The organism is Caballeronia sp. NCF2 (genome assembly GCF_023631205.1).
In the GTDB taxonomy this organism is placed as follows: Bacteria; Pseudomonadota; Gammaproteobacteria; order Burkholderiales; family Burkholderiaceae; genus Caballeronia; species Caballeronia zhejiangensis.
The window spans coordinates 12,515-26,498 of the sequence record NZ_JALQDN010000033.1 but is presented as its reverse complement, the minus strand read 5'-3'; the positions used below and the strand labels follow the sequence as shown (position 1 = coordinate 26,498).

The 13,984-nt window shown below is 63.7% G+C and carries 18 protein-coding genes; 11 read left to right on the top strand and 7 right to left on the bottom strand.

The annotated features are described in order from the left end of the window. Window positions 1-13 precede the first annotated feature (13 nt). Complete coding sequence (locus NCS02_RS13320; protein ID WP_008352673.1) at window positions 14-535, bottom strand: hypothetical protein; 522 nt, start codon at window positions 533-535, stop codon at window positions 14-16. Between the two features lie 330 nt (window positions 536-865). Between NCS02_RS13320 and NCS02_RS13315 the strand changes: the two genes are divergently transcribed. The 6 genes from NCS02_RS13315 (at window position 866) to NCS02_RS13290 (ending at window position 5,711) form a co-directional block, all read left to right on the top strand. Beyond that, on the top strand, window positions 866-1,843 hold the full coding sequence (locus tag NCS02_RS13315; protein ID WP_008352674.1) for an AAA family ATPase: 978 nt from the start codon (window positions 866-868) through the stop codon (window positions 1,841-1,843). A 185-nt stretch (window positions 1,844-2,028) separates the two neighbouring features. Continuing rightward, complete coding sequence (locus NCS02_RS13310) at window positions 2,029-3,129, top strand: NAD(P)/FAD-dependent oxidoreductase (RefSeq protein ID WP_175979601.1); 1,101 nt, start codon at window positions 2,029-2,031, stop codon at window positions 3,127-3,129. A 132-nt stretch (window positions 3,130-3,261) separates the two neighbouring features. Continuing rightward, entirely contained in the window at window positions 3,262-3,579 is a 318-nt protein-coding gene (locus NCS02_RS13305) for a high-potential iron-sulfur protein (RefSeq protein WP_008352676.1), read from the top strand. A 170-nt stretch (window positions 3,580-3,749) separates the two neighbouring features. Continuing rightward, on the top strand, window positions 3,750-5,039 hold the full coding sequence (locus tag NCS02_RS13300; protein WP_250435291.1) for an MFS transporter: 1,290 nt from the start codon (window positions 3,750-3,752) through the stop codon (window positions 5,037-5,039). 124 nt (window positions 5,040-5,163) lie between these two features. After that, a complete protein-coding gene (locus tag NCS02_RS13295; RefSeq protein ID WP_250523170.1) occupies window positions 5,164-5,544 on the top strand; it encodes a hypothetical protein in 381 nt (126 codons plus the stop codon). A gap of 23 nt (window positions 5,545-5,567) precedes the next feature. After that, a complete protein-coding gene (locus NCS02_RS13290; RefSeq protein WP_250523169.1) occupies window positions 5,568-5,711 on the top strand; it encodes a type II toxin-antitoxin system YoeB family toxin in 144 nt (47 codons plus the stop codon). Window positions 5,712-5,759: 48 nt separating this feature from the next. Here NCS02_RS13290 and NCS02_RS13285 read toward each other — a convergent pair whose 3' ends face one another. Together NCS02_RS13285 and NCS02_RS13280 are read right to left on the bottom strand one after the other, a co-directional pair. Further along, entirely contained in the window at window positions 5,760-6,068 is a 309-nt protein-coding gene (locus tag NCS02_RS13285; protein WP_250523168.1) for a hypothetical protein, read from the bottom strand. Between the two features lie 9 nt (window positions 6,069-6,077). Next, a complete protein-coding gene (locus tag NCS02_RS13280) occupies window positions 6,078-6,833 on the bottom strand; it encodes a Mut7-C RNAse domain-containing protein (protein WP_250460321.1) in 756 nt (251 codons plus the stop codon). On the opposite strand from NCS02_RS13280, the gene NCS02_RS13275 reads away from it, so the two are divergent. The 4 genes from NCS02_RS13275 (at window position 6,826) to NCS02_RS13260 (ending at window position 9,491) form a co-directional block, all read left to right on the top strand. Further along, window positions 6,826-7,827: an NAD(P)-dependent oxidoreductase gene (locus NCS02_RS13275; protein ID WP_284504312.1), complete on the top strand. Its 1,002-nt coding sequence runs from the start codon at window positions 6,826-6,828 to the stop codon at window positions 7,825-7,827. The genes NCS02_RS13280 and NCS02_RS13275 overlap by 8 nt on opposite strands. A 68-nt stretch (window positions 7,828-7,895) precedes the next feature. Beyond that, window positions 7,896-8,525 carry a LysE family translocator gene (locus NCS02_RS13270; protein WP_250519800.1) on the top strand — a complete coding sequence of 210 codons (630 nt, stop codon included), beginning with the start codon at window positions 7,896-7,898 and terminating at the stop codon, window positions 8,523-8,525. Window positions 8,526-8,677: 152 nt separating this feature from the next. Beyond that, window positions 8,678-9,118 (top strand): hypothetical protein, encoded by a 441-nt coding sequence (locus NCS02_RS13265; RefSeq protein ID WP_175979596.1) that lies wholly within the window; start codon window positions 8,678-8,680, stop codon window positions 9,116-9,118. A gap of 7 nt (window positions 9,119-9,125) precedes the next feature. Further along, on the top strand, window positions 9,126-9,491 hold the full coding sequence (locus tag NCS02_RS13260) for a response regulator (RefSeq protein WP_008352689.1): 366 nt from the start codon (window positions 9,126-9,128) through the stop codon (window positions 9,489-9,491). A 229-nt stretch (window positions 9,492-9,720) separates the two neighbouring features. Here NCS02_RS13260 and argC read toward each other — a convergent pair whose 3' ends face one another. The 3 genes from argC to NCS02_RS13245 all read right to left on the bottom strand — a co-directional run bounded on the left by argC (window position 9,721) and on the right by NCS02_RS13245 (window position 12,052). Continuing rightward, a complete protein-coding gene (gene argC / locus NCS02_RS13255) occupies window positions 9,721-10,674 on the bottom strand; it encodes an N-acetyl-gamma-glutamyl-phosphate reductase (protein WP_008352692.1) in 954 nt (317 codons plus the stop codon). 46 nt (window positions 10,675-10,720) lie between these two features. After that, complete coding sequence (locus tag NCS02_RS13250) at window positions 10,721-11,335, bottom strand: flavodoxin family protein (protein ID WP_008352694.1); 615 nt, start codon at window positions 11,333-11,335, stop codon at window positions 10,721-10,723. Between the two features lie 126 nt (window positions 11,336-11,461). Then, window positions 11,462-12,052: a YbhB/YbcL family Raf kinase inhibitor-like protein gene (locus tag NCS02_RS13245; protein WP_008352697.1), complete on the bottom strand. Its 591-nt coding sequence runs from the start codon at window positions 12,050-12,052 to the stop codon at window positions 11,462-11,464. A gap of 292 nt (window positions 12,053-12,344) precedes the next feature. Between NCS02_RS13245 and NCS02_RS13240 the strand changes: the two genes are divergently transcribed. Continuing rightward, a complete protein-coding gene (locus NCS02_RS13240) occupies window positions 12,345-13,058 on the top strand; it encodes a response regulator (protein WP_250523167.1) in 714 nt (237 codons plus the stop codon). Window positions 13,059-13,140: 82 nt separating this feature from the next. On the opposite strand, the gene NCS02_RS13235 is transcribed toward NCS02_RS13240, so the two are convergent. After that, window positions 13,141-13,827, bottom strand: coding sequence for an orotate phosphoribosyltransferase (locus NCS02_RS13235; RefSeq protein ID WP_008352701.1), 687 nt, complete (start codon window positions 13,825-13,827; stop codon window positions 13,141-13,143). Window positions 13,828-13,984: the final 157 nt, after the last annotated feature.

Genomic DNA, 13,984 nt, shown 5'->3' with positions numbered 1-13,984 from the left:
GTCACCGCGGTTGTCATTGCGCCGCCGCCGGCGACCCCAGGCTCGCGCGTACCCGGTAGGCGAGCGACGGATTGCTGTCGATGAGCTGCCACTGCGCCCATTCGCCTGGCTTGAGCGCCAAGCCCGGATGCGATCCGCTCACCTGACGCGGCACCGGCGGCAGCTTGCAGCCCGAGGGCGATGCGCGCGAGCTGTCGTCCTGCAAGGTTTCCTGCGCGTCGATGGCGAGCGTGATGTCGTCGGCGTTCGCGCGCGTCGGCGAAATGGTGATGGTGCGTTGCAGATCGATGTCGCCGGCAGGCTGATCCGCGCAGCCGACGCGATTCTGCACCTTGTTGTGATGCGTGTCGGTGCGCGCCTGTCCGACGTTCGTCGTGCCGGAAAACGAGTCGATCTGTTGTCCGTCGCGCACGACCTGCAACTCCCAGGTCACCGGTTGCGATGGCGCGGTCTGCGCCTGCGCGTTAAGCGCGGCAAGACCGGCGCCCGTCATGAGCGCGGCATTCAGAAAGACGGTGCGTATCGTTTTATGCATTGAAAGCGACTCCTGCGCGCGGACTGTTCGGATGGCGGCGCGGCTGGCGCGTCGCTGGATCGGCGTTCTCCGGCGAATTCGTTGTGACACGGCGGCGCAGGTACGGTTCAGCCAGACCGCGCAACACACAATTGTGGACGAACGAAACGAATCTCAACCTGGCCTGACGCGAAGCAGATTTCGAACCCGCTCGCCGCGTCGTCCGACGATGATACTCGCACGCTTTGCGCGCATCGCGATTAGCAGCACACGCGTTCGACTGCTCGCTTGCGTGCGGTTTTGGCGTCGATACACTGGACTCGTCGACCATAAAAATTGACGGGGTGTGACATGACGACGGCCGTGGTCAAACAGGAACTCGCAGTGGCATCGTTCAGCAAGGTCTACAGTCTCGACGATGTGGAGTCCGCGCTCAACGATCTCTCCGAAGGCGCGAACGACGCCTTGCGCGCCACTTACGAAAAAATGCTCAAAGTGGGTAATCTGCGTTTCTGCGTGAAGCCGAACCGCATGCCGTCGGTGGACGATCTCGCCGCGGATCTGCCGAATTTCGAGGAGCCGCTCGCCGATATCCGCAAGCAGATCGCGCTGTGCCTCGAAACCGACGATCGCCTCGAACTCATGCCGATGCTGCTGCTCGGCGAGCCGGGCATCGGCAAGACGCACTTCGCGAAGCAGCTCGCGCGGCTGCTCGGCACGTCGAATCACTATGTCGCGATGAGCTCGCTGACGGCGGGCTGGATCCTGTCGGGGGCGTCGTCGCAATGGCGCAATGCGAAGCCCGGCAAGGTGTTCGATGCGCTCGTGAACGGCAGCTACGCGAATCCCGTCATGACCGTCGACGAAATCGACAAGGCCACCGGCGACGCGCAATACGATCCGCTCGGCGCGCTCTATGCGCTGCTGGAGCATGACACGGCGCAGACTTTCGTCGACGAATTCGCCGAAGTGCCGATCAACGCGGGCAACGTCGTGTGGATCGCGACGGCCAACGACGCGCGCGCGATTCCCGAGCCCCTGATGAATCGCATGAACGTCTACGAAATTCCGCCGCCCGATCGCGACGGCGCGCGGCGCATCGCGCAGTCGATTTACGCCGAAATCCGCAATGCTCATTCGTGGGGCGCGCGTTTTCCGGAAACACTCGGCGACGCGCCGCTCGACGCGCTCACGCAGGCGTCGCCGCGCGGCATGCGGCGCGCGATGCTGAACGCGTTCGGCAACGCGCGTATCGACGGACGGCATCACGTCGAAGCGCGCGACATTCAGATCGACCGCAACCTGCGCAAAAAAGCGATCGGCTTCTGAAAGCGCGCCGTTCGCGAAATTGCCGGAAAGGCCGCCAAAACCTGTCGTTTTTGACATCTGGCGGCCAGATTCTTGCCTTTTTCTGAATTGCACCGGAAAACGATCTAATCGGCGTGCATTTGTTGTGTAACGCGCAATAGTCCCGAACGTAAAATAGTTGGGACAAATCTGCCGCGGAAGAAGACATGGATCGGATCGAGTGCGTAGTAATCGGGGCGGGCGTCGTCGGACTGGCGATCGCCCGCGCGCTGGCCAAGCGCGGCCGCGAAGTCATCGTGCTGGAGGCGGGCGAGGGCATCGGCATCGGCACGAGCTCGCGCAACAGCGAAGTCGTTCACGCAGGCATCTACTATCCGCGCGGATCGCTGAAGGCCGAACTGTGCGTGCGCGGGCGCGACATGCTCTACGCGTTCTGTCAGGAGCACGGCGTGCCGCACCGGCAATGCGGCAAGCTGCTCGTCGCGACGGCGCGCAATCAGGTGCCGCAACTCGCGGCGCTGGAACAGAAGGGCATCGAGAATCGCGTGAAGGGACTCGTGCGCATCAGCGGCGCGCAGGCGGCCGAGATGGAGCCGCAACTTCAATGCGTCGAGGCGGTGTGGTCGCCGCTGACGGGCATCGTCGACAGTCATCAGTACATGCTCGCGCTGCAGGGCGAGGCGGAGAATCACGGCGCGAATATCGTGTTCCATACGCCGGTCACGTCGATCGATGCGCGCGAAGGCTGCTTCATCGTCGAGACGGGTGGCGAGTCGCCGGCGCGCTTTCGGGCGTCGTTTCTCATCAACAGTGCGGGCTTGCATGCGAACGAGATCGCGCGGCGCATTCGCGGACTCGACGATCGTCACGTGCCGCCGCTCTACTTCGCGAAGGGCAACTACTTCAGCGTGAGCGGACGCGCGCCGTTCGAGCGGCTCATTTATCCGATGCCGAACGAAGCCGGCCTCGGCGTGCATCTGACGATCGATCTCGGCGGGCAGGCGAAGTTCGGTCCGGACGTCGAATGGGTGCAGGCGCTCAATTACGACGTCGATCCGCGTCGCGCCGATTCCTTCTACGCCGCGATCCGCGCGTATTGGCCGGGTCTACCCGACGACGCGCTTCAACCCGCGTACGCGGGCATCCGTCCGAAGCTGTCCGGTCCGGGCCAGGCGGCGGCGGATTTCGTGATCCAGGGCAAATCGGCGCACGGCGTGCCGGGACTCGTGAACCTCTTCGGCATCGAATCGCCGGGATTGACGGCATCGCTCGCGATCGCCGAACGCGTCGCCGACATGGCGCGCTGACTGTCATGCGACTTTCCGCCGTGCCTTATCTCTAACATTTGGCGTCGTCGACTCGCTTTCAGGTTGCTATGCTCGGGTATCGCCGTCGCCAAGAACGGCGCTATCCCCCAATACAACATGGAGTGAGTCACCATGAAGACATCACGTCGCACGTTTCTCATTACCAGCGTGGGCGTCGCATCGACGTTCGCGCTCGGCTCGAAAGCGGCCTTCGCCGCCGACGCCCCGAAAGTCGCTGAAAGCGATCCCACCGCGCAGGCACTCGGCTACAAGGAAGACGCGAGCAAGGTCGACAAGGCCAAGTTCGCGAAGTACGCCGCCGGGCAGGACTGCGGCAACTGTCAGTTCTATCAGGGCAAGCCGACGGACGCCTACGCGCCGTGCCCGATGTTCAGCAACAAGCAGGTCGCGGCGAAGGGCTGGTGCAGCGCCTATGTGAAAAAGGCATAAGCGCGGCTCGCTCCCGAGCCGAAGCGCGCCCGGCCGAAAGGCACGGCGCGCTTTTCTTCGTTCGCAATTAGCTTGATCGGGAGAAAAACCGTCTTTACACTCGCCAAGGAAAAAAGAGCCGCGCGTTCGCATCTTTAAAGCGCGGACACCCACTGACCTTGGGGGATCGCATGCCAGGAAGAGCATTGAACGCGCGCGCCGTGATGGCGGCGGTCATCGGCAACGCGCTGGAGTGGTACGACTTCACCGTGTTCGGCTTCATGACGGTCGTCATCGCCCGCTTGTTCTTTCCGAGCAGCAGCGATTATTCGTCGATTCTTCTGACCACCGCGACCTTCGGCGTCGCGTTCGTGATGCGTCCCGTGGGCGGCATCGTTCTCGGCCTGTATGCGGATCGCGCGGGGCGCAAGGCGGCGCTGACGCTCGTCATCGGACTGATGACGCTCGGCATTCTCCTGCTCGCGATAGCGCCGCCGTATTCGGCGATCGGCATCGGCGCGCCGCTCGTCATCGTGTTCGCGCGGCTGCTGCAGGGATTTTCCGCTGGCGGCGAGTTCGGCAGTTCGACCGCGCTGCTGATCGAAGCGGCGCCGTTTTCGAAGCGCGGCTTCTACGGCAGTTTCCAGATGGCGAGCCAGGCGGCGTCGCTCCTGCTCGGCGCGATCGTCGGCTCGGCGATTTCGCGCGGACTGTCGCCCGAAGCGCTCGATTCATGGGGATGGCGCGTGCCGTTCATCTTCGGTCTCGTGATCGGGCCGGTCGGGCTGTACATTCGCCGCAACATGGCCGACACCGAAGCGTTCCTGCACGCGAAGAAAACCGCGCGCCGCGCGACGCTCGGCGAAGTGTTCAGCACGCATGGCCGCGAGGTGCTGTGCGGGCTCGGCTCGGTGATCGCGTTGACGGTGAGCGTGTACGTGCTGATCGCCTATCTGCCGACGTTCGCCGTCAAGCAATTGAAGCTGCCGTTCGGTCAGTCGTTCACGGCGTTGATCGTCGGCAATCTTCTGCTGACGGTGCTGTCGCCGGTCACGGGCGCGTGGTCGGATCGCATCGGGCGCAAAGGGCTGTCGCTGTGGTCGCTCGCGATCACGCTCGTCATCATCTATCCGCTTTTCGCGTGGCTCGCGGCGGAACCGAGCGTGATGCGGCTCGTTGTCGTGCAGGCGCTGCTGTCGATCGCGCTGTCGGGATACTACGGGCCGTTCGGCGCGCTGATCGCGGAGCTATTTCCGGCGCACGTGCGCTCGACAGGGCTTTCCCTCGCGTACAACATCGCGGTGATGATCTTCGGCGGCTTCGGACAGTTCATCGTGACGTGGCTCATCCGCGTGACCGAATCGCAACTCGCACCCACGTTCTATGTGATGGGCGGGCTCGTGCTCTCGCTGATCGCGGTGGCGTGCATCCCGGCGACGCGCCATGCGGATGTCGACGAAGCGCGCGACCTCACGCGTTAGGCGCAAGCCGACTACACGGCCGGGCGCGGGCAGGCGATTCTTCCTAACCCGTTCGGACAGGTGGCATGGGGCGAACGTTGGCGGTCATAATCGGCCCATCGTCGTGCAAATGGGAGGGTGGAAAATGGTTAGGACCGTTGAATTAATCGAGCGTAAGTATGAAGCGGCGCGGGCAGCGGGGCGGTTGTCGAGCGAATGGGGCGAGATGCCGTTGCTGGATTCGGAGAAGCTCGTCGTGGTTCCGAAGGACAGGCTGGCACTGTACATTGCGCGGCTTCAAGAGGTCGAAAACGAGCTTTGCCGACGGACAGTCGACGAGACGTTCGAGTTGATGGAGGCGCAGGGCGTCAGGTTTCTTACGCCGGCAGATCTCGAGGAGGAGGAAGCGTCGCAAGGTGGGAAGCCTCGGCGAGCGCGGCGCATACGTAGGACGCGGGCGCCGAAATCGTCGTTTCTCAATATGTTTCGCAACATGTTCGCGAAACGAACGAAGCAGGCCGGATGATGGGGCGCGGCGTGAAGTTCTTGATGCCGAGCTGGTGTGATTATCACCAGTGGCGCAGCTCGGATGCGAAGATCTTCGAGAAGCTGAAGAGCCTGATCGATGAGTGCTGCCGCAGCCCGTTCAAGGGAACGGGCAAGCCGGAACCGCTCAGGCACGACAAAGCGTAGTCGCCGCGCATCGTTCGCTGCCGCGGCCACCACGGCGACAACCAGCGCTTACCGCTCCAGCCCCGCCTTCACCAGCAACTCGGCCAGCACTTCCGTCATCCCGCCTTCATGCCCTTCGGCGCGTTCCTTCAACTGCTTGACGAGCTTTTCATCGAGCTTGCACGCGAACGGCACGAGCCCCTTCGCCTGATCGAGCTTGCGCTGTTCACGCCGATCTACCTTCTGCGCATCCGCTGCGCCCACGCGTGCCCGGCCGCCCTGCTTGAGGTCGTTGGCGAGTTTGAATGCCTTGTTCTGTTCCAGTTCGAATTTGTTCACGCGATGCTCCGATGCGACGATTGATTGCAAGTCCGACATTGTACGGAACTAGCGGCCCGCCTCCGCCAGCGCATCGATGCGCGCCCGCATGCGCCGCCAGTGCGAGCCTTCCCAGAACACGCGATGGCACACATCGCAGGTCACGAAGCGCGCATGCCGCTCACGTACGCCCTCGGGCACGCGGCCGTCGATCTCGCCGGGCGCGGCCGGACGCAATGGCGCGTTGCACATCAGGCAGAGACGGAACGCGCGGACGTGCGGCGCGAGATCGAAGCGCTCCGAGACTTCGCGGAACTGTTCGTCGGCTTGCAGGGTCCGCACGTAGCATCCGCGCAAGACGGTGCGGCGCTTGAGCAATTCGCGATCGCGCGTGAGCACGATGCGCGCTTCGTCCTGCGCGAGCTGCTCGATTTCATCGTCGGGGAAGTTGTTGTCGTAGCGCGTGTCGAAGCCCGCCAGTCGCAGCAATTGCGCGAGTCCGCCGAGATGCGCATCGGCGATGAAACGCAGGTCCGCGGCGTCGAGCGGCGGGCGCAGCAGCAGCGCGCCGTTCTCCATTCCGGCGGGCGCGTGACGCGCGGGATAAACCTCGATGAGATCGTCCGGCTCGATCGGGGCGTCGAATCCAACCGCGCGGCCGGCCTTCACGATCAGATCGACTTCGGTATGCGGCACGCCGAGCGCCTCGATCATGTGCTTGATCGACGAAGACTTCGCGCACGCGCACGCGAACGTGTGCCCGCGCAGGGATCGAGCGAGGAAATCGTTCAGTTCGCGATGGAAGTGAAAGCGCGCCTTGACCATGCAGCAGTATGGCATTGCGCGCTTCTGCACGCTTTCCGGCGATGTGCTTTACTGGCGCTCGGTCCGCGCGGCATTGCGCGCGCGGCAAGCGGACAAGGCAAAGGAGCACACGAGCATGGATATCGGGTTCATCGGATTGGGGGAAATGGGCGGCGCGATGGCGGAGCGCGCGCTCAAGGCGGGGCACAGCGTGCGCGTCTGGAATCGCTCGCGCGACAAAACGCGCGCGCTCGCGGATCAGGGCGCGTCGGTCGTCGATACGCCCGAGCAGGCTTTCGCCGGCCACGCCGCGTTCTCCATGCTCGCCGACGATACCGCGCTGCGCTCCGTGCTCGTCGATGGCGGCCTGCTCAAGCACGCGCCGAAAGGCCTGGTGCACGTCAACATGGCGACGATCTCGGCGGCGCTCGCCACCGAGCTCGCCGAATTGCACGCGCAGCACGGCGTCGCGTATGTCGCCGCGCCGGTGCTCGGCCGGCCGGACGTCGCGGCGGCGGGCAAGCTCAACATTCTCGCGGCGGGCGCGAGCGAAGCGATCGACCGTGTGCAGCCCGTCCTCGATGCGCTCGGCCAGAAAACGTGGCGCGTCGGCAGCGAGCCGCAGCACGCGAACGTGCTCAAGCTCGCCGCGAATTTCATGCTGGCGTCGGCGATCGAGAGCTTCGGCGAGGCGGCGGCGCTCGTGAGCGGCCACGGCATCGAATCGCAGACGCTGCTCGACGTCATCACGAATTCGCTGTTTCCGGGTCCGGTGTACCAGGGCTACGGGAAGATGATCGCCGAGCGGCGCTACGAGCCCGCGCTCTTCAAGGCGCGTCTCGGACTAAAGGACGTGCGTCTCGCGATCGCCGCGGGCGATGCCGTCAACGTGCCGCTGCCGGTGGCGAGCGTCGTGCGCGACAACCTCGTCGATGCGCTCGCCCACGGCGACGGCGAGAAGGATTTCGCCGTGCTCGGTCAGGTGGCCGCGCGCCGCGCGGGGCGCGAGTCGTAAATCGATGTCGTGGCGAAGGCGGTCAAACGGCATAATTCGAATCCCGTTTCCGTCCTTGCCACGCCGCAATGAGCCTGCATCTCTGGTGGCTGTTCGTCGCCACCGTCTTCGTCGTATCCGCGATTCCCGGCCCCAACATGCTGCTCGTCATGACGCACGGCGCACGGCATGGTCTCGAGCGCTCGACCGCCACCATGGCCGGCTGTCTGACGGCGCTCGTCATCATGTTGTCGGTGTCGGCGGCGGGGTTGGGCGTGTTTCTCGAAGCGTGGCCGCGCCTCTTCGACACGCTGCGTCTGATCGGCGCGGCGTATCTCGTCTGGCTCGGCGTGAAAAGCTGGCGCGCCAAGGCGGGCGCGATCGACGTGCGCGACGAAACCGGCGGCGCGCATGCTTTCAGACCCTTCACGCTTTTTCGCAACGGCTTTCTCGTCGCGAGCAGCAATCCGAAGGCGATTCTCTTTGCGGCGGCGCTGCTGCCGCAGTTCATCGATGCAAGCCGGCCGGTCTTGCCGCAATTCGCGGTGCTCGTGTCGACGTTCGCCGTCATCGAGGTGAGCTGGTACGCCGTGTACGCGGGGCTCGGCGCGCGCATCGGCGACAAACTGAAAAGCGCGAGCGTCGCGCAGGCGTTCAACCGGCTGACGGGCGGCATGTTCGTCGGCTTCGGCGCGATGATGGCGCTCGTGCGTCACTAACGCGCTTCCAAACGTCTGCAAAAACGGGTGCGTGACTTGCTGCCGTTTTCAGTGCTTCATTCGCTTTCGAACAGACATACGCGAATCGGCAGCGCATAGTCGCGCTCGCCGGTTCGCGGCGAAACGAAAAGAACAGCTAAAAGGAGGCGCTCATGGATGAGACAGGCCGACGCGCCGTTTTCGCCGCGCTCTTGCCGCTCTGCTTCGGCATGCTTTCGACGACGTGCGCGCGCGCCGACGACACGCCGAATCCGTGCGATGCGCTCAAACGCGTGCTGTCCGCCGCGCCGAATTTCTCGTCGCTTTCCGCTTTCGACGGCCGCGCGATCGCGCTTCCCTACGGCGACGACGCGAAGTGCGCCGCTTCGCAAACCAACTATCGATGCACATGGACGCCGCGCGGCGGATCGAGCGCGGATGCACTGCAGGGCGTCGCGGCGGACATCGCCTCGTGCGTGCCCGACGCGACGCACGATCAGAATTCGCCCGCGCGCCAGCACTTCTATCTGGGCGCACGCGGTGCGCGCACCGAGATTACGGCGGCGCAGGCCGGGTCGAACAAGCTGACACTCGAAATTTACGGTTCCCGCTGAGGCCATCATGAGCAAGCGCATCCTGATAGCCGACGACGACGACGATGCGCTCGCCGGTCTCGCGAACTTGCTGACCGGCATGGGCCACGAGGTCGCGCTCGCGGCGAACGGCGCGCAGGCTGTGGAAGTCGCCGCGCAGTTCGACCCCGAAGTCGTGATCCTCGATCTCGGCATGCCGCTCGTCGACGGACTTGCGGCGGCGCGCCAGTTGCGCAAGCTGCCGAACGGCCACGCGTTGATGCTCGTCGCGCTCACCGGCTGGGGGCAGCCCCAGCATCGAGAAATGACGCTCGACGCCGGTTTCGACATGCATCTCGTCAAGCCGATTTCCGCGGATCAGCTCCAGTTCATCCTTTCGATGATGCAGCCCTGAGTTTCGTCGGCGTGTCGGGCGTCAGCGCGGCCATGTTGCGATGCACCAATATTCTTGGTATATTTACTCCTGTCTCCTCCATGTCTCCACTGATATGGATTCAGCCCGTCAACCTTGGCGGGCTTTTTTTTCGTCGGTACCTTCCGATGCTGCGCCGCACCGACTGATACGAAAAAGGCCGATTCGCCCCCTAGGCGAGTCGGCCTTTTTTGATTCGGCTGAAGCTCGATCAGCGGGCGAGCCCCGTCTCTTCGTCGGCGCCGATCGCGAGATTCATACACTGGATCGCCGCGCCCGACGCGCCCTTGCCCAGATTGTCAAGGCGCGCCACGGTCACGAAGCGCTCGTCGTTGCCGAACACGAAAATATCGACGCGGTTCGTTTCGTTGCACGCCTGAACGTCGAAGAAGCCGGCGTCGAGGTTACTCTCAGCGTCGAACGGCATGACGCGCACGAAGGGCTCGTTGTTGTAATACTCGGCGAGCATGTCGCGCACGTCCTGCGGCTTCGCCGGGCGCGCGAGCTGGTCCGGCGAGAAATACGTCGTCACGGCGAGACCTTTCAGGAACGGTCCGACGATCGGCGTGAAGACCGGCGCGCGTTTCAGACCCGTGCGCACCGACATTTCCGGCAGATGCTTGTGCGTCAGGCCGAGCGCATACGGGCGCGGGCTCATCAGCTTGTCGTCGCCGCCTGCTTCGTACTCCGCGATCATCTTCTTGCCGCCGCCGCTGTAGCCGGTGATCGAATAGGCGTGAGCGTGGAAATCGGCGGGCACGAGGCCGCCCGCGACGAGCGGCTGCACCGACAGCACGAACGCCGACGCGTGGCAACCCGGCACCGCGATGCGCTTCGCCGTGCGCAGGCGCTCACGCTGCGCGCGCGACAACTCCGGCAGACCGTACGCCCAGTCGTCCTGCGTGCGGAACGCCGTGCTGGCGTCGATCATCACGGTGCGCGTGTTGTCCGGCGCGACGAGCGAAACCGACTCGCGCGACGCGACATCCGGCAGGCACAGGAACGTCACGTCCGATGCGTTGATGAGGCGGCGGCGCTCCTCCACGTCCTTGCGCTTCGCATCCTCGATGCGCAACACTTCGATGTCACGGCGCTGCGACAGATATTCGAAAATCTTCAGGCCGGTGGTGCCTTCCTGTCCGTCGACAAATACTTTCGTGGTCATCTCGATCTCGCTGGTTCGTGCGGGCGCTCGCCGCAAAACGGACATTTTAGTGCGAATTCGAGGCGGGTTGATGTCCGTCGTTGTCGACGGCGGCGCGATCGCCGATCCAGCGCGCCGTCACAGCCGCGACGCGCGCGCCGAAAACCTTCGCCGTCTCCAGATCGCCGATTGGCGGCGCTTCCTCCGGCGAGGCATCCGCGGGCGATTGCGTGAGCAGCCCGGTGAATCCGCCGACGAAGTTCAGGTCGTTGCGCGTGGCCGCCTTCGTGTTCGACGGCATCATGCCCGTGCCGACCCAGACCATGCCGTGCTGCATGGCGAGCGTCACGAAATACGAGATCGTCAGGAATTTATCGCCGTTCATGTGCGCCGAATTCGTGAAGCCGGCCGCGATCTTGTCCTTCCATTTCTGCGCGAACCACGGTTTCGAGCTTGCATCGGCGAATTTCTTGAAATCGGCGGACGGCCCGCCCATGTAGGTCGGCGCGCCGAAAACGATGGCGTCGGCGGCGTCGAGTTCGGCCCAGCCGGCGTCGTCGAGCTCGCCGACGGCGATCAGCTTCACGTTCGCGCCGGCGTCCGTTGCGCCGCCGAGCACGGCGTCCGCGACCTTCTTCGTGTGGCCGTAGCCGCTGTGATAAACGATGACGATGTTCGGCATGGTGTCCCCGAGGTCGGTCCGTGCGCGGCGGCACACGCCGAAGGCGCGCCGTGCGGACGGTTCGGGCCAGTCTAGCAAAGACAATTTTTGACCGACCGGCGCGACCGCACGGTTTTCGACGTCCGACTATCGCCCGTATGTGAAGGTGAGTCGCGCGCTGGCGATGGCCATTGTGCGGATTTCGTGTTCGAACATGAGTGCGGGCGTGCCCTGGCGCAAGCGTAGATCGGCGCTGTTGAGCGCGTACACGGTCACGATGTAGCGATGCGGCTTGCCGGGCGGCGGGCAGGGGCCGCCGTAGCCGTCCGTGTCCCAGTCGTTGCGCGCTTCGATGGCGCCCAGCTTGCGCAGCGCGCCCGAAGCGCTCGCGTTGTTCGGCAGCCGATCCGTGCCGGCGGGAATGCCGGCGACGGCCCAGTGCCACCATCCGCGCCCCGGCGCGTCGGGGTCGAAGATGGTCACGGCGAAGCTGCGCGCGTTCGAAGGCGCGCCATGCCAGGAAATTTGCGGCGAGCGGTTGCCGCCCTTGCACTCGGATTGATCGAAAAGCAGATCGCGCCCGATAGTCTTGCCCGGCGCGAGATCCGTACTGGTCACGGTGAAGACGGGATCGGCCGCAGCGTCGCGCGAAATGGGAAAAACCGCCGCCGCCAAGGCGATGAACAGTACTGATACGACATGGCCACTCGAACTCACGCGTCGGCCGGTGAGGCGCATGGGCTGAACTCCTGTCAGTATCGCCGCGCGTTATAGCAGCGTTTCGCTGGCCGCAACGATGTTTTTTGTCTCAGTGATGCGCTTCGAACCAGCTTGCAGTTTAACATTGCAACAAAGCATTAAAGCTTGGATTCCTTGGGACTTAACCGATGGCGCATTGTGCGCTCGCAGGTTTGGACGTAGTGAAAGCAGCGCCTTGACGGCGACGACTTCCGACTCTATTGAATGTAGAAATGAGTAATTCGATGCAGATTCGCGCGGCAACAAATCGACTGAAATACAGGAGAGTTAAATGAGCCAGCGAATAAAAGTCATTATCGCAGACGACCATCCGGTGATCCTTTTCGGCGCGACGCAGGCGCTCAACAAGTTTCCGGAGGTTGACGTCGTCGGGCAGGCGCGTCAGTCGACCGAACTCATCCAGTTGCTTCAGAAGTCTCCCTGCGACGTTCTTGTCACCGATCTCGCCATGCCCGGCGGTTCGTACGGCGACGGCATGCCCTTGCTCGGCTACATCGGACGGCAGTTCGCGCGGGTCAAACTCGTCGTGCTGACGATGCTCGAGAATCCGGCGTTGCTCAAACGTTTGCGCGAGGTCGGCGTGATGTCGATCATCAATAAGGCCGACGACATGAATCACATCGGCTGGGCGATCCAGCACGTGATGCGCGGCCAGGAATACCTCGGGCCGTCGGTGAAGGTCGCGCTCGACAGCATGGGCCTCGGCGCGAGCGGGCAGCAGCGCAGCGTCATCCTGTCAAAGCGCGAGCTCGAAGTGGTGCGCCTGTTCGTCTCGGGCATGACGATCACCGAAATTGCGGCTCAATTGCGGCGCAGTATCAAGACGATCAGCACGCAAAAGAATACGGCGATGCGCAAACTCGGCATCGAGCGCGATTCGGAATTGTTTCAGTACGCGCAAAGCAACGGATTAATGAACCTGTCGGCGTATTCCGGCGACGGCTCGCTCGACGATTCCTCGCTTTCCAATCCGAACTCGCTTTAGTTCGTCCGCTTGCAGAATTAAAAAAACCGCTGAGTTTAATCAGCGGTTTTTTGCATTTTCATTGCCTTGCGACTGTCAATATTTATTGCGGAGCCGCAGTTGCGCCGCCGTGCGCGGCCGACCATTCCGCCGGCGCATGCAGGAATTTCTCGACTTCATCGAGCGTCTTCGTCTCGAAATAGCCCTGTTCCTTCGCGACGCGCAGCACGTCCCACCATGTGGCGAGCGCGTGCAGATCGACGTCGATGTCCTTCAGCACGGACACGCTTTCCTTGAAGATGTTGTAGTGGAAGAGCACGAAGCAGTGATTCACCGTCGCGCCCGCGGTGCGCAGCGCGTTGATGAAGTTGATCTTGCTGCGGCTGTCGGTGGTCAGGTCCTCGACCAGCAGCACGCGCTGGCCTTCGGTCAGCAAACCTTCGATCTGCGCGTTGCGGCCGAAGCCCTTCGGCTTCTTGCGCACATATTGCATCGGCACCATCAGGCGATCGGCGATCCACGCCGCGAACGGGATGCCAGCGGTCTCGCCGCCGGCGACCGCGTCGATCTGCTCGTAGCCGACGTCGCGCAGAATGGTCGCTTCGGCCATCTCCATCAGGCCGCGGCGCACGCGCGGGTAGGAGATCAGCTTGCGGCAATCGATATACACGGGGCTCGCCCAACCGGACGTGAAGATGTACGGTTTTTCCGCGTTGAAGTGCACCGCCTGCACTTCGAGCAACATCTTGGCGGTGGTGTCGGAGATCGTCTGGCGATCGAAGCCTGTCATGGGCGAATCCTTGGACTTGTGTGGCGCTTGGAAAGCGGGAGGCGGCCGCGCGGGCCCTGGCGCATGGATCGACGCGGAAAGAGCATTCCTTTCGGATGGCTTTTGGCGTTTCCTGCGCGCGTGTCGACGGGACTTGGCGCTTCGGCGCCTTAGTTCG